This window comes from Burkholderia ambifaria AMMD (assembly GCF_000203915.1).
Lineage (GTDB): Bacteria > Pseudomonadota > Gammaproteobacteria > Burkholderiales > Burkholderiaceae > Burkholderia > Burkholderia ambifaria.
Map to the genome: position 1 here is coordinate 3,223,064 of NC_008390.1, position 24,245 is coordinate 3,247,308.

General features: G+C 68.2%; 20 protein-coding genes. 4 read left to right on the plus strand and 16 right to left on the minus strand.

All coding sequences use genetic code 11. From position 1 onward, the window contains the following. Positions 1-243: 243 nt before the first annotated feature. The gene (locus BAMB_RS14780) at positions 244-816 is read right to left on the minus strand and encodes a hypothetical protein (RefSeq protein ID WP_011658018.1); all 573 of its coding nucleotides are present in this window, start codon (positions 814-816) and stop codon (positions 244-246) included. A gap of 160 nt (positions 817-976) precedes the next feature. On the opposite strand from BAMB_RS14780, the gene BAMB_RS14785 reads away from it, so the two are divergent. Further along, positions 977-1,513 (plus strand): TlpA disulfide reductase family protein, encoded by a 537-nt coding sequence (locus BAMB_RS14785; protein WP_006754800.1) that lies wholly within the window; start codon positions 977-979, stop codon positions 1,511-1,513. Between the two features lie 81 nt (positions 1,514-1,594). Here BAMB_RS14785 and BAMB_RS14790 read toward each other — a convergent pair whose 3' ends face one another. From BAMB_RS14790 to BAMB_RS14830, 9 genes are all read right to left on the minus strand, one after another. Continuing rightward, on the minus strand, positions 1,595-2,950 hold the full coding sequence (locus tag BAMB_RS14790; RefSeq protein WP_011658019.1) for a sigma-54-dependent transcriptional regulator: 1,356 nt from the start codon (positions 2,948-2,950) through the stop codon (positions 1,595-1,597). A gap of 79 nt (positions 2,951-3,029) precedes the next feature. Next, complete coding sequence (locus tag BAMB_RS14795; protein ID WP_011658020.1) at positions 3,030-5,048, minus strand: sensor histidine kinase; 2,019 nt, start codon at positions 5,046-5,048, stop codon at positions 3,030-3,032. Between the two features lie 4 nt (positions 5,049-5,052). Beyond that, on the minus strand, positions 5,053-6,342 hold the full coding sequence (locus BAMB_RS14800; protein ID WP_011658021.1) for a dicarboxylate/amino acid:cation symporter: 1,290 nt from the start codon (positions 6,340-6,342) through the stop codon (positions 5,053-5,055). Positions 6,343-6,695: 353 nt separating this feature from the next. Further along, a complete protein-coding gene (locus BAMB_RS14805; RefSeq protein WP_011658022.1) occupies positions 6,696-8,381 on the minus strand; it encodes a cation acetate symporter in 1,686 nt (561 codons plus the stop codon). Positions 8,382-8,392: 11 nt separating this feature from the next. Continuing rightward, complete coding sequence (locus BAMB_RS14810; RefSeq protein WP_006754805.1) at positions 8,393-8,698, minus strand: DUF485 domain-containing protein; 306 nt, start codon at positions 8,696-8,698, stop codon at positions 8,393-8,395. Positions 8,699-8,936: 238 nt separating this feature from the next. Next, on the minus strand, positions 8,937-10,142 hold the full coding sequence (locus BAMB_RS14815; RefSeq protein ID WP_011658023.1) for a CaiB/BaiF CoA transferase family protein: 1,206 nt from the start codon (positions 10,140-10,142) through the stop codon (positions 8,937-8,939). 30 nt (positions 10,143-10,172) lie between these two features. Then, a complete protein-coding gene (locus BAMB_RS14820) occupies positions 10,173-11,318 on the minus strand; it encodes an acyl-CoA dehydrogenase family protein (protein WP_011658024.1) in 1,146 nt (381 codons plus the stop codon). 14 nt (positions 11,319-11,332) lie between these two features. Continuing rightward, positions 11,333-12,529, minus strand: a complete 1,197-nt coding sequence (locus tag BAMB_RS14825; RefSeq protein WP_011658025.1) for an acyl-CoA dehydrogenase family protein — start codon at positions 12,527-12,529, stop codon at positions 11,333-11,335. A 29-nt stretch (positions 12,530-12,558) separates the two neighbouring features. Continuing rightward, a complete protein-coding gene (locus tag BAMB_RS14830) occupies positions 12,559-14,694 on the minus strand; it encodes a 3-hydroxyacyl-CoA dehydrogenase NAD-binding domain-containing protein (RefSeq protein WP_011658026.1) in 2,136 nt (711 codons plus the stop codon). A 228-nt stretch (positions 14,695-14,922) separates the two neighbouring features. Here BAMB_RS14830 and BAMB_RS14835 point away from each other — a divergent pair, with 228 nt between their 5' ends. Then, on the plus strand, positions 14,923-15,885 hold the full coding sequence (locus BAMB_RS14835; RefSeq protein ID WP_011658027.1) for a LysR family transcriptional regulator: 963 nt from the start codon (positions 14,923-14,925) through the stop codon (positions 15,883-15,885). 70 nt (positions 15,886-15,955) lie between these two features. Next, on the plus strand, positions 15,956-17,836 hold the full coding sequence (gene ggt, locus BAMB_RS14840; protein WP_011658028.1) for a gamma-glutamyltransferase: 1,881 nt from the start codon (positions 15,956-15,958) through the stop codon (positions 17,834-17,836). A gap of 279 nt (positions 17,837-18,115) precedes the next feature. Here the strand turns inward: ggt and lipA are convergent, their stop codons facing one another. The 3 genes from lipA to BAMB_RS14855 form a co-directional block, all read right to left on the minus strand. Continuing rightward, positions 18,116-19,108 (minus strand): lipoyl synthase, encoded by a 993-nt coding sequence (gene lipA, locus BAMB_RS14845; RefSeq protein ID WP_006753858.1) that lies wholly within the window; start codon positions 19,106-19,108, stop codon positions 18,116-18,118. Then, entirely contained in the window at positions 19,101-19,856 is a 756-nt protein-coding gene (gene lipB / locus BAMB_RS14850) for a lipoyl(octanoyl) transferase LipB (RefSeq protein WP_011658029.1), read from the minus strand. Before lipB ends, lipA begins: the two co-directional genes overlap by 8 nt. Before the next feature lie 83 nt (positions 19,857-19,939). Beyond that, positions 19,940-20,266, minus strand: coding sequence for a DUF2917 domain-containing protein (locus BAMB_RS14855; protein ID WP_011658030.1), 327 nt, complete (start codon positions 20,264-20,266; stop codon positions 19,940-19,942). Positions 20,267-20,368: 102 nt separating this feature from the next. Between BAMB_RS14855 and BAMB_RS14860 the strand changes: the two genes are divergently transcribed. Then, positions 20,369-21,355, plus strand: a complete 987-nt coding sequence (locus tag BAMB_RS14860) for a transcriptional regulator GcvA (RefSeq protein WP_011658031.1) — start codon at positions 20,369-20,371, stop codon at positions 21,353-21,355. Here BAMB_RS14860 and BAMB_RS14865 read toward each other — a convergent pair. Genes BAMB_RS14865 through BAMB_RS14875 form a run of 3 tightly spaced genes read right to left on the minus strand, consistent with a single transcriptional unit; the run spans position 21,339 to position 23,932 of the window. Next, positions 21,339-21,647 (minus strand): HP0495 family protein, encoded by a 309-nt coding sequence (locus BAMB_RS14865; RefSeq protein ID WP_006760320.1) that lies wholly within the window; start codon positions 21,645-21,647, stop codon positions 21,339-21,341. The two genes, BAMB_RS14860 and BAMB_RS14865, sit on opposite strands and share 17 nt — an antisense overlap. After that, positions 21,647-22,573, minus strand: coding sequence for a D-amino acid aminotransferase (locus tag BAMB_RS14870; protein WP_011658032.1), 927 nt, complete (start codon positions 22,571-22,573; stop codon positions 21,647-21,649). The genes BAMB_RS14865 and BAMB_RS14870 overlap by 1 nt, the downstream gene beginning before the upstream one ends. A gap of 48 nt (positions 22,574-22,621) precedes the next feature. Continuing rightward, entirely contained in the window at positions 22,622-23,932 is a 1,311-nt protein-coding gene (locus BAMB_RS14875; protein ID WP_011658033.1) for a D-alanyl-D-alanine carboxypeptidase family protein, read from the minus strand. Positions 23,933-24,245 lie beyond the last annotated feature (313 nt).

Below are 24,245 nucleotides of genomic sequence, written 5' to 3' on the forward strand. Positions count from 1 at the left end.
GCTATCGCGAAATCCGTATCCCCTTGTTTCTATTGATTTTTCTTAAAGGGCGCGGAAGTCGCCGAATGCACCGGAAGGCCGTCCGGCGCGGCTTTGCGCGCGATTCGCCCAACTTTTCAACAAAGTTATCCACATGCGCTGTGGATAGCTGAAAAATCCCCGCAAAATCCGGAGATTAGCGTCGAAAGCTGCGAATGAACTTTCAGTTATCACAACGTGTCAGAGCGCCCTCGCCGGCCGGTGTCAGTCCAGTTTGAACGAGCCGAAAAACTGGTCGAGCTGTTCCTGCGCGAGCGGCCCGTCGGCGATCACGACGGCCTGATACGCATGCCGGCCGCGCGCCACGAGCCGCGCGACGATCGTCTTCTGCGCGTGGTCGCCGCCGCTGGCCGCGCCCGCGACCCGCAGCTCGAGCCCGTTCACCGCACCGCCGGCCGCGAGCGGCACCGGCACCGAGGCCGTCCGCGGCGCGCCTTCGAGATTGCGCGACAGCCCGGCGCGCAGGAACTCGAGCGCCGCGCGGCGCGTGTCGTCGCGGTCATCGGGCAGCGTCAGCGTGCCGACCGCGAACACCGCGCCGTCGACGTGCGCGGCCTGCATCCGCATCGGCATCGATGCGCCGCCCACCGCTATCGGGTGGTCCTCGACGGTCGGCTTCGCCGGCAGGTCGATCGTATAGCCGGCGTCGTTGTGCAGCGTGCGCCAGTCATAGGAGGGCGAGCACGCAGTCAGCGCCGCGCTCACGCACGCGAGCGCGGCGAAGTGTCGCAGCGGACGAAAAAGGGGGCGCAACGAATCGATGACTTCCTTCGGCATGGCAGGGATCGAGCAGGCAAAACGCTCATTATCCGCGAAGGCCGACACCGCGGATTAGTGGCCGCCGCCGGTGCGTACCGCGCATTCGCGCTAAAATGAGCGCCGAATTTCGACGTCCTTTGCATCGATCCGCGTCATCGACCGACTCCGAGAGCACCAGATGAACACCACGCCTCCCGCCCAGCGCCGCACCGGCCCCGCCCGCTATATCGTGGCGGCCGTCGTCGTCGCGGCCATCGCCGTTGCCGGCTTCTTTGCGTTCAACGGCAAGTCCAGCGTGCCGGACGCGACGTTCACGCTGCTGTCGGGCCAGAAGGTGTCGACGGCCGGCGACCTGAAGGGCAAGGTCTATCTCGTCAATTTCTGGGCGACGAGCTGCGCGACCTGCATGCAGGAAATGCCGCAGATGGTCGAGACCTACAATCGCTTCAAGGGTCAGGGGCTGGAATTCGTCGCGGTCGCGATGAATTACGATCCGCCGATGTACGTCGCGAACTATGCGCAGACGCGCCAGCTGCCGTTCAAGGTCGCGCTCGACGACGGCAGCGTCGCGAAGCAGTTCGGCAACGTGCAGCTCACGCCGACGACCTTCGTCGTCGACAAGAACGGCAAGATCCTGAAGCGCTACGTCGGCGCACCGCAGTTCGCGGAACTCGACGCGCTGCTCAAGAAGGCGCTCGACGGCAACGCGGCCTGAGCGCCGCCATCTGATTCCCCGCTCGCAGGGCGCACGCAGCCCTGCTCCGCACAACGGACCGCACTGCGGTCCGTTCGTTTTTCAGCGCTCGGTTTCGCCTTTCGCCGACAGCCCGTAGCGCTTCATCTTCTCGTACAGCGTCGCCTTGCCGACATGCAGCCGGTCGGCCGTCGCCGCGACCGCGCCGCCCGTCTGGTTCAGCGCCTGCGCAATCACCGCGCGCTCGAACTGCTCGATGCGCTCCTTCAGCGTCTGGTCGCTCTCGGCATCGTCGCCGCTCGCGCCCGCATCCTGCGGCATGTCGGCGACGCCGAGCACGAAGCGGTCCGCCGCGTTGCGCAGCTCGCGCACGTTGCCGGGCCAGTCGCGCTGCATCAGGCTCGCGCGCTGCCGGTCGGTCAGCACGGGGGCCGGCCGCCCGTAGCGCACGGCCGCGTCGAGCATGAAGTGCTCGAACAGCGGCACGATGTCCTCGCGGCGCTCGGCGAGCGGCGGCAGTGCGATCGTCACGACGTTGAGCCGGTACAGCAGGTCGCGCCGGAACGTGCCGGCGGCGACGAGCTCGCTCATGTCGCCCTTCGCGGCCGCGACGACGCGGCAGTTCACGCGGATCGGCTGGTTCGAGCCGAGCCGCTCGAGCACGCCGTCCTGCAGCACGCGCAGCAGCTTCACCTGCAGCGCGAGCGGCATGCTTTCGATTTCGTCGAGGAACAGCGTGCCGCCGGACGCATATTCGAGCTTGCCGACGCGGCGCTTCGCGGCACCCGTGAACGCGCCGGGCTCGTAGCCGAACATCTCCGACTCGAACATCGGCTCGGGCAGCGCGCCGCAGTTCACCGCGATGAACGGCTTGTCGCGCCGCGGCGACAGCTCGTGCAGGCTGCGCGCGATCAGCTCCTTGCCGGCGCCGGTGTCGCCGTTGATCAGCACCGAGGCGTCGGTGGGCGCGACGTTCGCGATCAGCTTGCGCACCTGTTCGATCGCCGGGCTGCGGCCGATGATGCGCGGCGCGACGATGTTCTGCCCGGCCAGCTCGCGCCGCAGCGCATGGTTCTCGAGCACGAGTTCGCGCCGCTCCAGCGCGCGGCGCACGGTCTCGATCAGCCGTTCGGCCGCGAACGGCTTTTCGATGAAGTCGTACGCGCCGTCGCGCATCGCCTGCACGGCCATCGAGATGTCGCCGTGGCCGGTGACGAGGATCACCGGCACGTCGGGCACGCGCTCGCGGCACTGCGCGAGCAGGTCGAGCCCGCTCGCGCCGGGCAGCCGGATGTCGCTGACGATCACGCCGGCGGTTTCCGCGACGATCGCCTTGTCGGCCGCCTCGGCCGATTCGAACCCGACGACGTCGAACCCCGCGAGCTGGAGGCTCTGCACGCTCGCCCGGCGAACGAGCGCATCGTCTTCGATATAGATCACTTGCAGCCGGTTGGCCATCGTAGTCACTTGCTCCTGACACGCCGCGCGGCGGGAAGCGCGCGGCTCTCGTTGATGCCGGTCGTGCGGCGAACGGGCCCTAGCGCGAGCCCGCCGGCTCGGACAGGGAGTCCGGATGATGCGTGCGCGTGCGCCGCAGCGTCAAGACGAACAGCGCGCCGCCGGACGGCGCGTTGCGCGCGGTCAGCGCGCCGCCCGCGTCGCTCGCGATCGACGACGAGATCGCGAGGCCGAGCCCGAGCCCGCGCCCCATTTCCTTGGTCGTGAAGAACGGTTCGAACAAGCGCGGCAGCAGGTCGGGCGCGATGCCCGGGCCGTTGTCGCGCACCTCGACCGCCAGCGTCGCGACCGACACCGCGATCGTCACTTCGATCGCCGGCGCGGCGACACCCGCGACCGCGTCGAGCGCGTTGCCGAGCAGGTTGATCAGCACCTGTTCGAGGCGCAAGTCCTCGCAGCGGGCGACGAGGTCCGGGTAATCGCGCGCGAGGTCGAGCGGCGCATCCTGCGCGGGCGACACGGTCGCATCCTGCAGCGTCAGCGTGAGCGCGACGCCGCGCAGCCGTTCGCCGAGCAGCGACAGCACGCTGCGCAGCGCGCGCACGACCAGCGCCTGTTCGTTGCGCGGCTTCGCGCGGCCGACGAACAGTTTCAGCTGGTTGGTGATCTTGCCCATCCGCTCGGTCAGCGCGGCGATCGCCTCGAGGTTCTCGCGCGCGGCCGCCTGCTCGCCGCGATCGAGCAGCACGCGCGTGTTGTCGGAGAAGCTGCGCAATGCCGCGAGCGGCTGGTTCAGTTCATGCGTGATGCCGGCCGCCATCTGGCCGAGCGCGGCGAGCTTGCTCGCCTGGATCAGTTCGTCGTGCGCGGCGCGCAATTCCTGTTCCGCGCGGATCCGGTCGCCGACTTCCTTCTGCAACTGCTCGTTTGCCTCCGACAGATCGGCCGTGCGTTCCTCGACGCGCCGGTTCAGCTCCGCATACGCCTGCTGCAGCAGCGCGCGGCCGCGGATCATCTCGCGCACGCGAGCGCGGCGCATGCGCCAGTAGAACGCGAGCAACGCCACCGACACGAAGCCGAAGCCCGTGACGATGGTCGCGTTGCGCGCATCGGCGTCGATCGGGGCGATCGGCGCGAGCGTGACGAGCAGCCAGTCGGGTTCGCCGATCCGCCGCTTGCTCGCCAGAAAGCGCGGTGCGCGCAGGCCCGGGCCGAGGCGCACGATCTCCGCGTCCGCGCCGAGCACCTGCTCGACGCGCAGCGGCAGCGGCGTGACGGGCTGCTGCGCGTACTGGCGCGTCTCGTAGATCGACGCGGCGACGGGCCCCGTCAACGGATGCAGCGTGTGGTATTTCCACGCGGGCACGGACGACAGGAACACGACGCCGTGATCGTCCGCGACGACGAGCGGTTCGGACGCGTCGGCGCCCTGGAACCATTCGAGATTGAGTTTCACGACGACGACACCCGCGATCTTGCCGTCGCGCCACACCGGCTGCGAGATGTAGTAGCCGGGGTCGCGCGAGATCGTGCCGATCCCGAAGAAGCGGCCGACCCGGCCGTTCATCGCGTCGATGAAATACGGACGGAAGCGGTATTCGATCCCGACGAAGCTGTCGGGCGCGCGCCAGTTGCTGGCGGCGACGCACAGGCCGTCCGCGCCGACCACGTAGGTGACGGTCGCGTGCGCGTGTTCGTTGAGATCTTCGAGATAGCGGTTCGCGCGCCCGGTGAAATCGGCGCGCTTCGGCTCGGCGAGCAGGTCCTGCACGTACGGATGGCTGCCGAGTAGATAAGGCAGCGATTCGTAGCGGTCGAGCGTGCTCTTGAGCGCGTTGGTGGTGCGGTCGACCCGCACCGCGGCGTTGCGCTGCAGCTCCGCGACGCCGCGCCGCCACGTGATGGTCCACGTCAGCGCGCACGCCGCCGCGAGCGCGACGGCAAGCACGACGAGGATGAGCAGGCGGCGCTTCACGGACGTGACTTCCTGGCGATGCGGATCGCCTATTGTGTCATAGGGCTCCGCATCACCGCCCTGGCCGCCCCGGCCGCCGCGCGGCGCGGCCGCCGCGGGCGGTACCGCCGCCTGCTCGCTCATGGTGTCAGACGCCGGCCGCCTCGGTCGTCTTGACTTCGCCGCCGCCGGTCAGCGCCTGGCGCAGCTTGTTGCGGTCGAGCTCCTTCTCCCACGCCGACACGACCACCGTTGCGACACCGTTGCCGACGATGTTGGTCAGCGCGCGGCATTCGCTCATGAAGCGGTCGATGCCGAGGATCAGCACCATGCCCGACAGCGGGATCGTCGGCACGACGGCGAGCGTCGCGGCGAGCGTGATGAAGCCCGCGCCCGTGACGCCGCTCGCGCCCTTCGACGTCAGCATCGCGACCGCGAGCAGCGTGAGCTGCTGCATCCACGTCAGTTCGATGTTGGTCGCCTGCGCGATGAACAGCACGGCCATCGTCATGTAGATGTTGGTGCCGTCGAGGTTGAACGAGTACCCGGTCGGCACGACGAGGCCGACGACCGAACGCGAGCAGCCGGCCTTCTCGAGCTTTTCCATCAGCTGCGGCAGCGCGGCTTCCGACGAGCTCGTGCCGAGCACGATCAGCAGCTCTTCCTTGATGTAGGACACGAAGCGGATGATCGAGAAGCCCGTGACGCGCGCGATCGTGCCGAGCACGACCAGCACGAACACGATCGACGTCAGGTAGAACGTGCCGATCAGCTTGAGCAGCGGCACCAGCGAGCCGACGCCGTACTTGCCGATCGTGAACGCCATCGCGCCGAACGCGCCGATCGGCGCCAGCTTCGTGACGATGTGCACGATGCCGAACAGCACGCGCGTGAGACCGTCGATGAAGTCGGTCACGACCTTGCCGCGCTCGCCGAGGTGCGCGAGCACGCTGCCGAACAGCAGCGCGATCAGCAGGATCTGCAGGATTTCGCCCTGCGCGAACGCATCGACCATCGTGTTCGGGATGATGTGCAGCAGGAAGTCGACCGTCGACTGGCCGTGCGCCTTCGCCGCGTACGATGCGACGGCCTTGCCGTCGAGCGTCGCCGGATCGATGTTGAAGCCGACGCCCGGACGCAGGATGTGCGTGGCCGCCAGGCCCAGCAGCAGCGCGAAGGTCGACACGACCTCGAAGTACAGCAGCGCCTTGCCGCCGACGCGGCCGACCTTCTTCATGTCCTCCATGCCGGCGATGCCGGTGACGACCGTACAGAAGATGATCGGTCCGATCACCATCTTGATCAGCTTGATGAAGCCGTCGCCGAGCGGTTTCATGTCGGTGGCGAGCGCCGGATAGAAGTGGCCGAGGATCACGCCGACGATGATGGCGAAAATCACCTGCACATAGAGCACTTTGTAGAAGGGTTTCTTCTTCACGATGGTTCCTGCTGAAGTAGATGAGCCGGTGGAAACGGCGTCACGCGCGCAGGCGAATGTCAGGGGAAAGAAACATTCGCCCGCGCGGCTGCCGTGCCGCAACAAGCGATGCCTCAAGTCATCCGACAGGGGAGGAAGGCATTGGTCATCGATTGTCTCCTTGGTTTAATAGTCAGGCCGGGGGGACGGCCGTGCTGTTTATATCGCAAGGTCGATGCCAGGTTTCCGGAACCCCTCAAGCCGTTGTTTTCATTGTATTTCTCATAATACGGCAGGCAAGGAAATCCGGGATTCCGGATTTCCGGAAAATATCCGTCCGGCGATCCGGACGGATTGCCCATTCATCGGACGGATCAGTGCTGCACGGCGCGGCTGGCCAGCACGCCCGTCTGCGCGTAGAACTCCTGCTGCGCGAACGCGTCGCGCTCGCGCCGCGCGCGCTCGCCGCGGTCCGCGAGCGAGCCGACCACGATCCCGAAGAACGCGAGCGGCACCGACACGAGTGCCGGATTGTCGAGGAACACCGGCGCGTGCGCGTGGTGCAGCACGTCGACCCACACCGACTTCGACAGCACCGTGAGCGCGACCGCCGACGCGAGGCCGAGGCCGCCGCCGAGCACCGCGCCGCGCGTCGTCATCCCGCGCCAGAAGATCGACATCGCGAGCACCGGGAAATTCGCGCTGGCGGCCACCGCCGCGACGAGGCCGACCATGAACGCGACGTTCACGTGCTCGAACAGGATCGACAACGCGATCGCGATCGCCGACAACCCGATCGTCGCCGCGCGCGAGATGCGCATTTCCAGCCGCTCGTCGGGCTTGCCGCGCGCCCACATCTGCGCATACAGGTCGTGCGAGATCGTGGTCGCGCCGGCGAGCGTCAGCCCGGCGACCACCGCGAGGATCGTCGCGAACGTGACGGCCGCGATGAAGCCGTAGAACCAGTTGCCGCCGACCGCCTGCGCGAGCTTCACCGCGACCATGTTCGAGCCGCCGAGCAGGTCGTGCGTCAGGTTGAACGTGCCGTTCGCGCCGAGCCGGAAAAATTCCGGATGCTGCGCGAGCAGCACGATCGCCGAAAAGCCGATCACGAAGGTCAGCAAATAGAAGTAGCCGATGAAGCCGGTCGCGTACAGCACCGACTTGCGCGCCTCCTTCGCGTTCGGCACCGTGAAGAAGCGCATCAGGATGTGCGGGAAGCCGGCCGTGCCGAACATCAGCGCGATGCCGAGCGACAGCGCGTTGGCCGGATCGCGAATCAGCTTGCCGGGGCCCATGATCGACAGCGCGCCCGGATGCACGGCCACCGCGCGGCGGAACATCTCGTCGACGCTGAAGCCGAATTCCCCGAGCGCGAGCAATACGAGCAGCGTCGCGCCGCACAGCAGCAGCACGGCCTTGATCACCTGCACCCAGGTGGTCGCGGTCATCCCGCCGAAGAACACGTAGACGACCATCAGCACGCCGACGATCAGTTCGGCCGTGCCGTACGACAGCCCGAACAGCAGCTGGATCAGCTTGCCCGCGCCGACCATCTGCACGACCAGGTACAGCACGACGATCGTCAGCGCGTTCGCGGACGTCAGCAGCCGGATCGGCCGCTGCGCGAAGCGGTACGCGACGACGTCGACGAACGTGAACTTGCCGAGATTGCGCAGCGGCTCGGCGATCAGGAACATCACGAACGGCCAGCCGACCAGGAAGCCGATCGAGTAGATCAGCCCGTCGAAGCCGAACATGAACACCATCCCGGAGAGCCCGAGGAACGACGCGGCCGACATGTAGTCGCCCGCGATCGCGAGCCCGTTCTGCAGCCCGGTGATGCCGCCGCCGGCCGTGTAGAAGTCGCGCGTCGAGCGCGTGCGGCGCGCGGCCCAGCGCGTGAGCGCGAGCGTCGCGAACACGAACGCGAAGAACATCGCGATCGCGACCGGGTTCAGCTCGACCTTGTCGGGCATCGGGCCCGCGACGGAGGTCGCGTGCGCAGTGGAGGAAACGAGAACGGCCAGCGCGCCGAGCGCGCTCGAAGTGAGTCGCATGGGGGCCTCCATCAGGAACGCTGCAGGATCGCGGCGACGCGGCGGTCGAACGCACGGTTCGCGCGCAGCACGTACCACGCGGTCAGGCCGATCGCGACCAGGATGATCGCGACGCCCGCGACGATCCCGACCGTGGTCGTCGCGCCGCGGTACAGCGGCGCGGCCAGCACGTGCGGCGCGAGCGCGACGAGCAGGATGAAGCCGTAGTAGGTGGCGATCATCAGCGCCGTCAGCGTGAAGCTGAAGCGGCGCCGCGCACGCACGAGCTGCTGGTAGTCACGGCACGCCGTGACCGATTCGATGACGGAAAGCTCCATGGTGTCTCCTCCTGTCGACCAGAGTTGGCGCTTTAGCGCTTACTCTGGTCCCATGCTTCGCGGTCGACCAGAGTTAGTGCTTCAGCACTTACCCGGGTCCCATGCTTCGCGGTCGACCGGTGTTGGCGCTTGGCGCTAACTCCAGTCCCCGCCGGGCAACCGCCTCGTCATTGCGAGCGGTGTCTGTTGGATGACCGGCGCGCGACTGCTCCGCCCGCGCCGCGGCGGCAAAAGCGATCTACACGATGCGATCCGCGCGCAGCCGCGCCAGCTCGTCCGTCGACAGCCCGAGCCAGCCGCCGAGCACGTCGTCCGTATCGGCGCCGAGCACCGGCGGCGCACCGCGCACCGGCAGGCGCGCGCCGTCGAAGCGGTACGGCGGCGCGAGCACGTCGACGCCGCCCGCGACCGGATGCGGCTGCCGCGTGACGAGCCCCGCGCGGGTCGCGCGCTCGGACGTCAGCGCGTCGTGCAGCCCGAGCACCTCGCCGCACGGAATGCCCGCCCCGGAAAGCGCCGCGAGCAGCGTTGCGCGCGGCCGGCGCGCAAGCTCGCGGCGGATCTCCGGCAGCAGCTCGGCGCGATTCGCGGAGCGGCCGAGGTTGGTCCTGTAGCGTTCGTCCGCGGCGAGGTCGGGCCGCTCGATCGCGTCGCAGAAACGCGCGAACTGCGTGTTGTTGCCGACCGTGATCACGAGCGGGCCGTCGGCCGCATCGAACACGCCGTACGGCACGATCGACGGATGCGCGTTGCCGTAGCGCGGCGGATCCTCGCCCATCAGCAGCGCGTCGAGCCCGTAGTACGCGGTGATCATCAGCCCGCAGTCGAACAGCGCCATCTCGATGCGCCGTCCGCGCCCCGTCGCATGGCGCTCGTACAGCGCGGCGAGGATCGCCTGCGCCGAATACATGCCGGTGAAGAGATCGACCGCCGCGACGCCGAACTTCAGCGGCGGCTGGTCGGCCTCGCCGTTCAGCGCCATCAGCCCCGCCTCGCCCTGCACGACAAGGTCATAGCCGGGCCGCGCGGCCTCCGGGCCCGAACGGTCGTAGCCCGAGATCGCGCAATGCACGAGCCGCGGATTCAGCTCGGCGAGCGCGTCGTAGCCGAGCCCGAGCTTTTCCGCGCCGCCGGCCTTGAAGTTGTGGATCAGCACGTCGGCCTGCGCGGCGAGCTCGCGCGCGATGCGCCGCCCGGCTTCCGTCTGCAGGTCGACGCAGATCGACCGCTTGCTGCGGTTCACGCTGTTGAAGTAGGTCGTCTCGGTGTCGCCGATCCGCAGCCCCCAGTCGCGCGTGTCGTCGCCGCGCGCCGGATGCTCGATCTTGATCACGTCCGCGCCGAAATCGGCGAGCACCATCGCGCTCCACGGGCCCGCGAGCACGCGCGAGAAATCGAGCACCTTCACGCCGGCCAGCGGCAATGCGCGCGGGTCGTTCGTCATCGTTGTCTCCTCCATTCGCGTCGTTCGTCTTTACTGTTTCGACAGCGCGATATAGCGCGCGAGATGATGATCCTCGTCGCCGAGCTGGTGATCGATCATCACCAGCCGCTTCGCGTAGTGCGACAGCGGCAGCTCCCACGTCATCCCGATCCCGCCGTGCAGCTGGATGCTTTCCTCGGCGACCAGCGTGCCGATCCGGCCGATGCTGTACTTGGCCGCCGCGAGCGCGCGCTCGCGCACCGCACGCGGCGCCTCGAGCTGCGCGGCCGCGTTGATCACCGCCGAGCGCGCCTGCTCGACTTCGAGCAGCAGGTCGGCCATCCGGTGCTGCAGCGCCTGGAAGCTGCCGATCGGCATTCCGAACTGCTTGCGCGTGCGCAGGTAGTCGAGCGTGTATTCCTTCGCGATGTCCATCGCGCCGAGCGCTTCGGCCGACAGCGCGAGCAGCCCGTAGCCGAGCACGCGTTCGAGCAGCGCGGCGCCCGCTTCGCCGTCGTGCGCATTCGGCGCGCCGAGCGCGGCATCGGCCGGCAGCGCGACGCGCTCGAAACGCACTTCGGCCGCGCGGCCGCCATCGATCTTCCGGTAGTCGCGCAGCGACACGCCCGGCGCGTCGGCCGGCACGACGAACAGGCCGATGCCGGCCGCGTCGTCGTCGTGACCGGACACGCGTGCGCTGACGACGAAGAACGCCGCCTGCGCGGCCTGGTCGACGACGCCCTTCGCGCCCGTCAGCACCCAGCCGTCGCCGACACGCTCGGCGCGCGTGCGCACCGTCGTCAGTTCGTAGTGCGAGCCCGGCTCGTCGTGCGCGAACGCGGCGCTCGCGCTGCCGTCGATCAGCGCGGCAAGCCGCTCGCGATGCGCGGCGCCGCCGGCGAGCGACAGCGCGCGGCCCGCGAGCAGCGCGCCGAGGAACGGCTCGACGACGAGCCCGCGCCCGAGGCATTCGAACACCACGGCGATGTCGAAGCCCGCGCCGCCGAAGCCGCCGTCGGCCTCGGCGAACAGCGCGCCGACCGCGCCCAGTTCGGCGAAGCGCTGCCACATCGTGCGATCGAACCCGTCGGCCGACTGCGCGATGCGATCGCGCACCGGGAACGCGTACTGTTCGGCGATGAAGCGGTTCAACGTGTCCGCCAGCATCCGGCGGTCTTCTGTGTGCTGGAAATCCATCGTCGCGTCCCTCGTTACAGCCCGAGCATCATCTTCGCGATGATGTTCTTCTGGATCTCGTTCGAGCCGCCGAAGATCGACAGCTTGCGGTTGTTGAAGTACTGCTGCGCGGCGCTCGCGGCCTCCTCCGGGCCGATCGGCTCGCCGTCGTAGTCGGCGTCGAGCGCATCGTCGACGAACGGTTGCGCGTACGGCCCCATCGCGCGGCGCATCAGCGCGGTGATCTCCTGGCGGATCTGCGTGCCGCGGATTTTCAGCATCGAGCTCTCGGCCCCCGGCACGCCGCCGCCCGCGACCGCGGCCAGCACGCGCAGGTTGGTCGTGCGCATGTTCTCGAGTTCGATCTCGACGCGCGCGACGCGTGCCGCGAAGAACGGATCGTCCGCGAGCGGCCGGCCGTTCTTCGTGACCTTCGCGGCCACCGCGCGCAACCGCTCGAGCGCGGCCGTCGAGAAGCCGATGCCGGCGATGTTGGTGCGCTCGTACGTGAGCAGGTATTTCGCGCAGGTCCAGCCGCGGTTCTCTTCGCCGACCAGGTTCTCCACGGGCACGCGCACGTCGGTGAAGAACACTTCGTTCACCTCGTGCTCGCCGTCGAACGTGATGATCGGACGCACTTCGACACCGGGCGTGTTCATGTCGATCAGCAGGAAGCTGATGCCTTCCTGCTTGCGCACGTCGGTCGCGGTGCGCACGAGACAGAAGATCATGTTCGCGTAGTGACCGAGCGTGGTCCACGTCTTCTGGCCGTTCACGACGTAGTGATCGCCGTGGCGCACCGCGCTCGTCTTCACCGACGCGAGATCGGAACCGGCGCCCGGCTCCGAATAGCCCTGGCACCACCAGTCGGTGCCGTCGAGAATGCGCGGCAGCCAGTGGCGCTGCTGCGCTTCGCTGCCGTACTTGATCAGCACGGGCCCGAGCATGTTGACGCCGAACGGGACGATGCGCGGCGCGCCCGCGAGCGCGCATTCGTTGTCGAACAGGAACTTCTGCGCGACGCTCCAGCCGGGGCCGCCGAACTCGCGCGGCCAGTGGCTCGCGAGCCAGCCGCGGGCGTTCAGGATCGCGTGCCATTCGCGCATGTCGTCGCGCGTCAGATGCAGGCCGCCCTTCACCTTGCGCGCGGTGCGCGCCGGCAGTTCGGCGGCGAGAAAGCGCTGCACGTCCGCGCGGAACGCTTCCTCTTCGGGAGTGAAATTGAGGTCCATCGTAAGTCCGTTGCGAAGGCGGTGGGCGTTCAGTCGATGTGGTTCAGGCTCGCGAAATCCGCGCCGCGCTCGACCAGCTCGACGATCAGCGGCGAAGGCTTCCAGAACAGCGGATCCTCGTTCGCGAACGCGCGAATGTCGGCGAGCACGTTCGCGAGGCCGACCGTGTCCGCGTAGTGCATCGGGCCGCCGCGATAGCGCGGGAAGCCGTAGCCGTGCAGGAACACCGCGTCGACGTCGAGCGGGCGCAGCGCGATCTTCTCGTGCACGACGTTCGCGCCTTCGTTGATCATCGCGGCGAGGTAGCGGCGCAGGATCTCGTCGTCGCTGAACGCGCGCGGCGTGATGCCCTTCTTCGCGCGCTCGTCGGCGACGATGGCCTCGACTTCCGGGTCCGGCGTGCCGACGCGTGCGCCGTCCGGGTACAGGTAGTAGCCGCGCGCGGTCTTCTGCCCGAACCAGCCGCGCTCGCACAGCCGGTCGGAAATTTCCACGTAGCGCGCGCGCGGGTCGCGCGTCGCCGCGCGGCGCTTGCGGGTCGCCCAGCCGATGTCGCCGCCCGCGAGATCGACGACCTGGAACGGTCCCATCGGGAAGCCGAATTCGCGCACCGCGCGATCGATCTGGTACGGCGACGCGCCGTCCTCCATCAGGTAGTCGGCCGCGGTGCGGTAGACCGCGAGGATCCGGTTGCCGATGAAGCCGTCGCACACGCCCGCGCGCACCGGCGTCTTCTTCAGCTGCTTCGCGAGCGCGAACGCCGTCGCGACGACCTCCGCGCTCACGCGGGCCGGCACGACGATCTCGAGCAGCTTCATCACGTTGGCCGGCGAGAAGAAATGCAGGCCGATCACGTCGGCCGGCCGGTCGATGCTGGCCGCCAGCTCGTCGATGTCGAGATACGACGTGTTGGTCGCGAGCACCGCGCCCGGCTTGCACACGCGCGCGAGTTCGGCGAACACCGCCTGCTTCACGGCCATGTCCTCGAACACGGCCTCGATCACGACGTCGGCCTGCGCGAGCGCGTCGTACGACGTGCTGCCCTTGAAGCGCGCAAGCCGCGCCGCATGCGCGGCCGGCGTCATCCGGCCCTTCGCGACGAGACCGTCGTAGACCTTCTCGACGTGCGCGCGCCCGCGTGCGAGCGCCGCTTCGTCGCGCTCGATCATCGTCACGGGCAGCCCGGCATCGAGCGCCGCGACCGCGATCCCCGCGCCCATCGTGCCGCCGCCGACCACGCCGATCCGCTCGACCGGACGCGCGCTCGCGCGGCGCGCCTCGGGCGCCTTCGCCGCCTCACGCTCCGCGAAGAACGCGTGCACGAGGCCCGCGCGCTGCGGGCTGTCGATGCACTGCAGGAACAGGCTGCGCTCGAGCTTCATCCCCGCGTCGAACGACTGCGTGAGCGCGGCCTCGACCGCGTCGACGATCTTCGCCGGCGAGAACAGGCCGCGCGACTTCTTCGGCAAATCGGCGCGCGCCGCGTCGATCGCGGCCTGCGCGCTCACGCGATCGGCGAGCCCCCGCGCATCGCGCGTGCGCCGTGCCGGCGCGCCGAGCGACACGAGTTCCTGCGCATAGGCCAGGCCTTCGGCGAGCGTGTCGTCGCTGTGCGCGAGGCGATCGATGAGGCCGAGCGCGAGCGCTTCGTCGGCGCTTGCGTGACGCCCCGTCAGCATCAGGTCGAGCGCGGCCTTCGCGCCGATCAGGCGCGGCGCGCGCTGCGTGCCGCCCGCGCCGGGCAGCAGGCCGAGCGTGACTTCGGGCAGCCCGAGCTTCGCGCCGGGCACCGCGAGCCGGTAATGCGCGGCGAGCGCGACCTCGAGGCCACCGCCGAGCGTCGCGCCGTGGAGCGCGACCACGACCGGCTTCGCGCTCGACTCGATTTGCTCGCACACGTCGGGCAGCGACGGCGGCACCGGCGGCTTGCCGAATTCGCGGATGTCGGCGCCCGCGATGAAGTTGCGGCCTGCGCCGACGATCAGCACCGCGCGGATCGCGTCGTCGGTCTGCGCGGCGTCGAGCGCGTCGGAAAGGCCGCGCCGCACGTCGGCGGACAACGCATTGACGGGCGGATGGTCGATCGTGACGACGAGCACCTTGTCGCGCCGTTCGCGCGTGACGGTGCCGGCGCGGGAGGGTTCGGGGGAAGCGGTTGAATGCATCGTGTCTCCAGTGCGGTACGCCGGGCGGCAGCCGCGGGACGGGCCGGCGGCGCCGGTTCCGGGATCCCGCGCGGCGGGAAACGATCCGGCGTGGTTGCCGGGGATGACTCGATTCTCGATTGATCGAGATTCATTGACAATTCCCGCATGCCTTTACAAGCTGTCAAGTCTGACTTGACATTGAATGCTTTCGAACCGTTAAACGGGACGGATCAGGAGACACCGGACATGGACCTGAACGCGCTGACGCTGCTCGTCGAGATCCTCGACGCGGGCAATCTGAGCAAGGCCGCGCAGCGGCTCAAGGTGAGCCGCGCGAACGTCAGCTACCGGCTGAACCAGCTCGAACGCTCGATCGGCCAGCAGCTCGTGCGCCGCACGACGCGCCGCATCGAGCCGACCGAGATCGGGCTGAAGCTGTACGAGCACGGCCGGCGCATCCGCAACGAACTGCTGGCCGCGCAGGAGTCGGTGACGACGCTCGGCCAGGACCTGCAGGGCCGCGTGCGGCTGTCGGTGCCGAGCGGCTACGGGCAGATGGTGATGTCCGACTGGCTGCTGGCGTTCAAGCGGCTGCATCCGGGCATCGTGCTCGACGTGGTGTTCGAGAATCGCGTGGAAGACCTGATGCGCGACGAGATCGACATCGCGGTGCGCGTGATGCCGGAGCCGCCGCAGAACCTCGTCGCGCGCGACATGGGGGCGGTGCGCTACGTTGCGTGCGCGTCGGCCGCGTTCGCGGCCGCGCACGGGATGCCGGCGAGCCTCGGCGCGCTGGCCGCCGCGCCGGTCGTCACCGCGACCGTGATGGGGCGGCAGTTGCGGATCGCCGCGTATCTCGGCGACGAGCGCCACGAGGTGCTGCTCGAGCCGACGCTGATTTCGGAGAACTTCCTGTTCCTGCGCCAGGCGATCCTCGCCGGGATCGGCGTCGGCATCGTGCCCGACTACGTGGTGCAGGAAGACATGCGGCGCGGCATGGTCGTCACGTCGCTCGACGCGTACCGGCTCAGCATCTTCGGCACGCACATGTACATGCTGTACATGCCCAACCGGCACCACACGCGTGCGACCGCAACGTTCATAGAGTTCATCCTCGAACAGGCCGGAAAGACCGGCCGGGGCGGGCCGGGCGCGATGCGTCAGGGTTTCCTGTCGGATGACAATCCGCCGCCCGCACGGCGACAATAGCGCGCCGCCCGTGCGGAGCGCGTGCCGCGCACACGCCGCCGCCTTCGAATTCACCGTTGCCGAGGGTTCAATGTTCGATCGGATTCGTCCGCATTCGCGTCCCTGGACGCTCGCCGCCGCAGTCGCATTCGCACTCGTCGCCTTCGGTGCCGGCTGCACGTCACCGTCCGCGCCGTCGGGCGCCGTCGTCCCGGTCGCCGCCGCATCGGGCGCCGCCGTGCCGCTGCCCGGCGTTCACTCCCCCGAACTGTCGTCGGGCTGGACCGACAAGCCGGGCTGGACCTCGCAGCACGCGATGATCGCGGCCGCGAACCCGCTCGCGACGCAGGCCGGCTACGACATGCTGAAGGCCGGCGGCACCGCGATCGACGCGGCGATCGCGACGCAGATGGTGCTCGCGCTCGTCGAGCCGCAATCGTCGGGCATCGGCGGCGGCGCGTTCATGCTGTATTTCGACGGCCACGCGACGCAGGCGTACGACGGCCGCGAGACCGCGCCGGCCGCCGCCACCGAGCGCCTGTTCTACGGGCCGACCGGCCAGCCGATGCGCTTCTACGAAGGTGTCGTCGGCGGGCGCTCGGTCGGCACGCCGGGCGTGCTGCGGATGCTCGACGCCGCGCATCGCGCGCACGGCAAGCTGCCGTGGCGCCGGCTGTTCCAGCCCGCGATCCGGCTCGCCGAGCACGGCTTCACGATCAGCCCGCGGCTGGCGATGCTGATCGCGAACGACAAGTACCTGATGAACGACCCGGCCGCGCGCGCGTACTTCTACAACGACGACGGCACGCCGAAGGCGGCCGGCACCGTGCTGAAGAACCCCGCGCTCGCGACCGTGCTGCGCCAGGTCGCCGACCGCGGCGCGAACGCGTTCTACACCGGCGCGATCGCGCGCGACATCGTCGCGAAGGTGCGCAAGCACCCGACCAATCCGGGTCTGCTGTCGCTGCAGGATCTCGCGCGCTACAAGGCGAAGGTGCGTGCGCCGCTGTGTACCGACTACCGGCGCTCGGTGGTGTGCGGGATGCCGCCGCCGTCGTCGGGCGGCCTCGCGATCGCGCAGATGCTCGGCATCCTGGAGACGATGCCCGACTGGCAGCAGATCGGCGCGCAGAAGCCGGTGCGCAACGAGGTCGGCTACGAGCCGACGCCGTTCGCCGCGCATCTGTTCAGCGAGGCCGGCCGCCTCGCGTTCGCGGACCGCGCGCGCTACGTCGCCGATCCCGATTTCGCGCCGCTGCCGGGCGGCAGTTGGGCGAGCCTCACCGACAAGGCCTACCTCGCGCAGCGTGCGCGCCTGATCGGCGACAACAGCATGGGCGTCGCGCAGGCCGGCACGCCGCAGGGCGCGGCGCTCGCGCTGGCCGACGACCGCAGCCCCGAATTGCCGTCGACCTCCGACATCGCGATCGTCGACCGCTACGGTCAGGCGCTGTCGATGACGACCAGCGTCGAGGACGCGTTCGGTTCGCGGCTGATGGTGCGCGGCTTCATGCTGAACAACCAGCTCACCGATTTCTCGTTCGTGTCGAGCGAGAACGGCCGGCCGGTCGCGAACCGTGTGCAACCCGGCAAGCGGCCGCGCTCGGCGATGTCGCCGGAGCTCGTGTTCGACCAGAAGACGAAGCAGGTGACGATGATCGTCGGCTCGGCCGGCGGCCCCGCGATCATCAACCACGTCGCGAAAACGCTGATCGGCGTGCTCGACTGGGGGATGACGATGCAGCAGGCGATCGCGCTGCCGAACGTCGGGTCGACGAACGGACCGACGCAGCTCGAGCGCGGCCGCGTGTCGGACGCGCTCGTCGACGGGCTGAAGGGACGTGGGCACGACGTGCAGGTCGTCGAGTTGAACTCGGGACTGCAGGGGATCCAGCGGCTGAACCTGCAGGGTCAGACGGTGTGGTTCGGCGGCGCGGATCCGCGGCGCGAAGGAGTCGCGATGGGGGATTGAGGCTGCGGAAGCGGTGCGGCCCGCGCATGCGGTATCAGACTGGCAACCTTGCTCATGCCGAAAATGGCCATGCCCAGACAGGGTGAACAAGATACGCTCCGAGCGCCCTTCCCGCTTCCACCGCAATGCCTTTCGCTGAACCGGATCGCGCATCCGGTCAGATGACGATTGTCGTACGCATGCGCGAGCAGAGCAGCAGCCGCGCCAACGAAAAAGCCCGCATCGCTGCGGGCTTTTCTTTTCGACTGCGTGGCTGCCGCAGAGAGGCGGACGCGGCGCTCAGACCACCCCGGCTCCATGCGCCTGCAGATCGGCGTGATAGCTCGAACGCACCATCGCGCCAACCGCCGCGTGCGTGAAGCCCATCTTGTACGCCTCTTCCTCGTACATCTTGAACGTATCCGGATGCACGTACGCACGCACCGGCAGGTGGTGCTCCGACGGCTGCAGGTACTGGCCGATCGTCAGCATGTCGACGTCGTGCGCGCGCAGGTCGCGCATCACCTGCAGGATTTCCTCTTCCGTCTCGCCGAGGCCGACCATCAGCCCCGACTTCGTCGCGACGTCCGGATGCAGCGCCTTGAAGTCCTTCAGGAGCTTCAGCGAGTGCGCGTAGTCCGAACCCGGGCGCGCTTCCTTGTACAGGCGCGGCACCGTTTCGAGGTTGTGGTTCATCACGTCGGGCGGCGCCGCGTTCAGGATCGAGATCGCGCGGTCGAGACGGCCGCGGAAGTCGGGCGTCAGGATCTCGATGCGCGTTTCCGGCGACTGCTCGCGCACTTCGCGGATGCACTCGACGAAGTGGCCCGCGCCGCCGTCGCGCAGGTCGTCGCGGTCGACGCTCGTGATCACCACGTACTTGAGCTTCAGCGCGGCGATCGTGCGCGCGAGGTTCTTCGGTTCATCCGCGTCGAGCGGATCGGGGCGGCCGTGGCCGACGTCGCAAAACGGGCAGCGGCGCGTGCACTTGTCGCCCATGATCATGAACGTGGCGGTGCCCTTGCCGAAGCATTCGCCGATGTTCGGGCAGCTCGCTTCCTCGCACACCGTATGCAGGTTGTGCTCGCGCAGGATCGTCTTGATCTCGTTGAAGCGCGAACTGCCGGTGGCCGCCTTCACGCGGATCCACTCCGGCTTCTTCAGCTTCTCGATCGGAATGACCTTGATCGGGATGCGCGCCGTCTTCGCCTGCGCCTTCTGCTTGGCGGTCGGATCGTAGGCTGCGGTCGCGGCCGAATCGGCCGGTGCGGGGGAAGCGGTAACGTCAGTCATTCGAATGTTCCAGTGCCTGCGGCTTGTCGGCGGCCGCGGATTCGCCATCGAGGTTGGCAATCAGACGCCCCACCAGCGTGTGGGCGACGTCGTTCCAGTCGGCGGCAACCTCGAGGCTCGCCATGTCGACGGTTTCCAGTCCGGCATAGCCGCACGGGTTGATCGCAAGGAACGGGCGCAGATCCATCTTCACGTTCAGGCTCAGCCCGTGATAGCTGCAGCCGTTGCGGATCTTCAGCCCGAGGGCCGCGATCTTCGCGCCTTCGTGCACGCCGGAAGCCACGTAGATGCCCGGCGCGCCCGCCTTGCGGACCGAAGCGAGATTATACGCCGCGAGGGTTTCGATCACGGCCTCCTCGATCTTCGTCACGAGCGTGCGCACCATCAGCTTGCGCCGGCGCAGGTCGAGCAGCAGGTAGACGACGATCTGGCCGGGGCCGTGGTAGGTGATTTGTCCGCCGCGGTCGACCTTGACGAGCGGCACGCCGCTGTCGGCCACCAGCAGGTGGGCCGGGTCGCCGGCCTGGCCGAGCGTGTAGACGGGCGGATGCTCGACGACCCAGATTTCGTCGCCTGTGTCGGCCGTGCGCGTGTCGGTGAACGCACGCATCGCGTCGAAGCTCGTCTGGTACGCCTCGCTGCCCCGCCAGCGCACGGTGACCGGCACGGCGGGCTGAACCGGAGACCCGGCGGGCGATTCGGAAACGGCGACGGGCGTGGACACGATGGAAACCGGCGAGACGGACATGGGCGGTAGTTTACCGAAAACCCATGGGTCTCGCCGGCCGGGGAAAGGGACGGATCACGAGGATCCGTCGGAGGAAAGGTCCGTCAGACGGTGCGCCAGCCGTCGTGCACCAGCGCATTCACACGGTCGCGCACCCGGGCCAGCACGCCGCGCGCGACTTCCGCGGCCGGCCGCGACACCGAGAACGCCACATGGGCGCCCTGCCCGCTTTCCGCGCTGAGCCACAGCCGCTCGCCGCGGCGCAGCCGCAGCGTCTCGCCGTCGACCAGGAAGTAGTCTTCGACGTCGTTGCTGCGCGTCGCCCACACCGGCCCGCATTGCACGGTCAGACGCGTGCTGCGTTGCACCTTCATCGGCACGGTTTCGCCCGCCGGGATTTCGAACGTGATGCTTGAAGAAATTTCTTGCATGATCGACTCCGCCAATAAGTGCTTCGATGGCTACAATCGTAGTCACTTAAAGGCGCCCGACCAAACGACCAATTTTCACGTCGATGTGAGGAAAATTAGCAAATGGACCTCCGCCAGCTCCCTGCGCTGAACGCCATTCGGGCGTTCGAAGCCGCTGCACGTCACGAGAATTTCTCGCGCGCCGCCGACGAACTCTTCGTCACGCACGGCGCGGTCAGCCATCAGGTGCGCGCGCTCGAGGAGGAGCTGGGCGTGCAATTGTTCGCGCGCAACGGCAAGCGGCTGTGCCTGACCGGCGCCGGCATGCGCTACGCGCAGCAGGTGCGCACCGCGCTGATGATGCTGGCCGACGCGACGCGCGAGGTGCGGGCAAGCGACCGCGACCGGCGGCTGGTGGTGTCGATGCTGTCGTCGTTCGCCGCGCGCTTCGTCACGCCGCGCATCGGCACGTTCATCGAGCGGCATCCGGAAATCGACGTCGAACTGCAGTCAACCAACAATCTGACCGATTTCGCGCGCGACGACGTCGACCTCGCGATCCGCTTCGGCTTCGGCAACTATCCGGGGCTGCACGTCGAGCCGCTGTTCGACGAAGTGTTCTTTCCGGCGTGCGCGCCGACGTTGAACGGCGGCAAGCTGCCGCAGACGCCCGCCGATCTCGTGCACTACAACCTGCTGCGCTCGGACGACGAGCTGTGGCGGCCGTGGTTCGACGCGGCCGGGCTCGACACGCTGACCGAGCCGAAACGCGGGATTCTGTATCAGGATTCGTCGAACCTGCTGCTGGCCGCGATCGAAGGCCAGGGCATCGCGCTGGTGCGGCGTTCGCTGGCGGTGCACGACCTGCTCGACGGGCGCCTCGTGCGCCTGTTCGACATCGACGGGGCGAGCCCGTGGCACTATTTTTTCGTGTGTCCGCCGCCGCTGCTGAATGCGCCGCGCGTGCAGGCATTCAGGGCGTGGATGTTCGAGGAAGTCGCGCAATTCAAGCTGCTGTGCGACGAACTGGATGCGCGGCGCGCGGCGGGGAAGACCCCCGCCGAGTGCGCGCAGGAAGGCGGATGGAAGGGACTTAGAGCACAACCTTGACCATAGGATGGCCGGTCAAGGCGCGGTAGATGTTATCGAGCTGTTCCTGGCTCGTCGCGCGAACGGTGATCGTGAGGCCGGTGTAATTACCGCCGCTCGACACACGCTCTTCGATCTTCTCCACGTCGATCTCGTTGTCGTGAACGGCCACGACCTTGAAGATCGTGTCCTTGAATTCCGGGTGCGCCTTGCCCATGATCTTGATCGGGAAATCGCACGGAAACTCCAGCAGCGACTCCTTCCGGGTATCGATCGCGCCGGTGACCTCGATGGTTTTGGTCGGTTCGCTCATCATTTCCTCCGGGTTAGGTCAAACTGTTCAAACTCGCGCGCTTTCGCACGCTGGTACGCGTCGTACAACGCCGCGAACACGGGGCCCGGCTTGCCGCCCTGCACGGGCAGTTCGTCGAGCGACGTGACAGGCAGGATTTCCTTCGTGGCCGACGTGATCATGATCTCGTCCGCCGAGCGCAGCTCGACCTCGCTGAGTTCGCGCGCGACGAACGGAATCCCGCATTGATTGGCCAGCTCCTCGACGAGCGCGTAGCGGATCCCCTCGAGGATCTTGTTGCTGCGCGGCGGGGCCATCAGCTCGCCGTTCTTCACGATCCACACGTTCGACGACGACCCTTCGGTCACCTTGTCGTCACGCAGCTGGATCGTCTCGAACGCATCGCGTTCGGCCGCATGCTGCGCCATCAACACGTTGCCGAGCAGCGAAATCGACTTGATGTCGCAATGCAGCCAGCGGCGATCCTCGGCCGTCACGCAGCGCACGCCGCGCGCGCGCTCGTCGTCCGACGGCAGGCGCAGCGGGCTCGTCATCGCGAACACCGTCGGCACCGCATCGGCCGGGAACGCGTGGCCGCGCTTCGCGACGCCGCGCGTCACTTGCAGGTAGACGAGCGCATTGCCGTCGGCCAGGCCTTCCGCGTTCGCGGCGACCAGGCGCTCGATCAGCGCGCGCCAGCCGGCCGCGTCGTGCGGGTTGTCGATGCCGATCTTCTTCAGGCTGCGCGCGAGCCGGTCCAGATGCTGTTCGATCCGGAACGGCACGTGCGCGCCGTCGTGCGCATAAACGGGGACAACTTCATACACGCCATCGCCGAAGATGAACCCGCGGTCGAGCACCGGCACACGGGCTTGCGACAGCGGCACCAGTTCCTCCTGCGACGACACGCTGAGGTAGACGATCGGTTCGAATTCGGCTTGGCTCATAGCTATACCAGATGGGGATGAAGTCGTGAAAACAAAGGCCCGTCGCGCCTACTTCTTCTTGCTGAACATCAGCAGGATCGAGTCCCAGATACGCCCGAAGATACCCGCTTCCGGCACCGGCTGCAGCGCGACGACCGGGAACTCCGACAGCGTCTTGCCGTCGGCGACGAGCTTCACGGTACCGACCTGCTGGCCTTCCGCGAGCGGCGCGATCAGCGGCGCGTTGACGTCGACTTCCGGCTTCACCTTGTCGCCCAGGCCGCGCGGCACGGTCACCCACTGGTCGCTCTTCACGCCGACCTGCACGGTGCTCTCCTTGCCCTTGTAGACGCGCGGCGTCGACATCGCCTGGCCACCCTTGAACAGGCGCACCGCGTCGAACGCGCTATAGCCGTAGTTCAGCATCTTCATGCTGTCCTGCGTGCGCTCGCCTTCCTTCGGCTCGCCCATCATCACCGACACGAGACGGCGCTGGCCGTCGACACCCGGGATCGCGCGCTTGGCCGATGCGATCAGGCAGTAGCCGGCCGCTTGCGTGTGGCCCGTCTTCAGGCCGTCGACCGTCGGATCCAGCCACAGCAGCCGGTTGCGGTTGCCCTGGCGGATGTTGTTGTACTTGAATTCCTTCTCCGAGAAGATGCCGTAGTACTGCGGAAAATCGCGGATCAGGTGCGCGGACAGCTTCGCGAGGTCGCCGGCCGTCGTGTAGTGGTTCGGATCGGGCATGCCGTTCACGTCGGCGAAGTGCGTGCCCTTCATGCCGAGGCGCTGCGCCTCGGCGTTCATCAGCGTGACGAACTGCCCTTCGCTGCCGCCGACCAGTTCGGCCAGCGCGATCGCGGCGTCGTTGCCCGACTGGATGATCATCCCGTACACGAGGTCGTGCACCGACACCGGCTTGTTCGCCTCGATGAACATGCGCGACTCGTCGAGGCCGACGCGGCGCACTGCCTCGCTCGGCGTGATGATCTGCTCCATCGAGATCTTCTTCTTGTCGAGCGCCTCGAACACCAGGTAGGCCGTCATCAGCTTCGTGAGCGATGCGGGCTCGACGCGTTCGTCGGCGTTGCCCGATGCGAGCACCGTGTTGCTCGTCGCATCGACGAGCACCCACGAGCGCGCGTTCACGCCCGGCGGCGGCACCGCGCCCGGCATGAAGGTCGCGGGCGCGCCGGTGAACTGCTCGGCGGCCGGCGCCGCGTGCGCGGCCTTGGCCTTGGCGGCCGGCTTCGCCTCGGCGACGACGATCGTCGATGCGAGCGCGACGGGCAGCATCACGCCCAGCGCGACGTTGCGCGCGGCGGTGCCGAAGGCGATGGAAGAAGCGAGGGACTTGAGGCCTTGGGGAGACAGACGCATGATCGATTCAGGCTGGTGGCAGAAAGTGCGGCGCGAAACGCGCAGGGTTGAACGGCAAGGCGGCGGGCGTTCCGGGCATTCGTCCGACTGCGTCGGACGGCGCGAAACGCGCCGGTTGGACTCGTGCGGACGCGTTCGGTTCGCGGCCGTCGCGAGCGGGCTGACAGGCGGCGAAACGAGCGCCGCATGGGCCCGGCCGGGCCGCGGGCGACGCGAAATGCGGCCATTATACGTGGCCGCGAACGACGTTTTCGCGAACCGTGCGGGTGGCCGCACGCGGGATTCGGGAGGATAGCGCGGCTTCGCTGCGGAT

What these genes read in the sequence shown, in the direction of transcription:
- BAMB_RS14780 (WP_011658018.1), bottom strand. Translation starts at nt 816, where the DNA reads ATGCCGAAGGAAGTCATCGATTCGTTGCGCCCCCTTTTTCGTCCGCTG.
- BAMB_RS14785 (WP_006754800.1), top strand. Translation starts at nt 977, where the DNA reads ATGAACACCACGCCTCCCGCCCAGCGCCGCACCGGCCCCGCCCGCTAT.
- BAMB_RS14790 (WP_011658019.1), bottom strand. Translation starts at nt 2,950, where the DNA reads ATGGCCAACCGGCTGCAAGTGATCTATATCGAAGACGATGCGCTCGTT.
- BAMB_RS14795 (WP_011658020.1), bottom strand. Translation starts at nt 5,048, where the DNA reads ATGAGCGAGCAGGCGGCGGTACCGCCCGCGGCGGCCGCGCCGCGCGGC.
- BAMB_RS14805 (WP_011658022.1), bottom strand. Translation starts at nt 8,381, where the DNA reads ATGCGACTCACTTCGAGCGCGCTCGGCGCGCTGGCCGTTCTCGTTTCC.
- BAMB_RS14810 (WP_006754805.1), bottom strand. Translation starts at nt 8,698, where the DNA reads ATGGAGCTTTCCGTCATCGAATCGGTCACGGCGTGCCGTGACTACCAG.
- BAMB_RS14815 (WP_011658023.1), bottom strand. Translation starts at nt 10,142, where the DNA reads ATGACGAACGACCCGCGCGCATTGCCGCTGGCCGGCGTGAAGGTGCTC.
- BAMB_RS14820 (WP_011658024.1), bottom strand. Translation starts at nt 11,318, where the DNA reads ATGGATTTCCAGCACACAGAAGACCGCCGGATGCTGGCGGACACGTTG.
- BAMB_RS14825 (WP_011658025.1), bottom strand. Translation starts at nt 12,529, where the DNA reads ATGGACCTCAATTTCACTCCCGAAGAGGAAGCGTTCCGCGCGGACGTG.
- BAMB_RS14830 (WP_011658026.1), bottom strand. Translation starts at nt 14,694, where the DNA reads ATGCATTCAACCGCTTCCCCCGAACCCTCCCGCGCCGGCACCGTCACG.
- BAMB_RS14835 (WP_011658027.1), top strand. Translation starts at nt 14,923, where the DNA reads ATGGACCTGAACGCGCTGACGCTGCTCGTCGAGATCCTCGACGCGGGC.
- ggt (WP_011658028.1), top strand. Translation starts at nt 15,956, where the DNA reads ATGTTCGATCGGATTCGTCCGCATTCGCGTCCCTGGACGCTCGCCGCC.
- lipA (WP_006753858.1), bottom strand. Translation starts at nt 19,108, where the DNA reads ATGACTGACGTTACCGCTTCCCCCGCACCGGCCGATTCGGCCGCGACC.
- lipB (WP_011658029.1), bottom strand. Translation starts at nt 19,856, where the DNA reads ATGTCCGTCTCGCCGGTTTCCATCGTGTCCACGCCCGTCGCCGTTTCC.
- BAMB_RS14855 (WP_011658030.1), bottom strand. Translation starts at nt 20,266, where the DNA reads ATGCAAGAAATTTCTTCAAGCATCACGTTCGAAATCCCGGCGGGCGAA.
- BAMB_RS14860 (WP_011658031.1), top strand. Translation starts at nt 20,369, where the DNA reads ATGGACCTCCGCCAGCTCCCTGCGCTGAACGCCATTCGGGCGTTCGAA.
- BAMB_RS14865 (WP_006760320.1), bottom strand. Translation starts at nt 21,647, where the DNA reads ATGAGCGAACCGACCAAAACCATCGAGGTCACCGGCGCGATCGATACC.
- BAMB_RS14870 (WP_011658032.1), bottom strand. Translation starts at nt 22,573, where the DNA reads ATGAGCCAAGCCGAATTCGAACCGATCGTCTACCTCAGCGTGTCGTCG.
- BAMB_RS14875 (WP_011658033.1), bottom strand. Translation starts at nt 23,932, where the DNA reads ATGCGTCTGTCTCCCCAAGGCCTCAAGTCCCTCGCTTCTTCCATCGCC.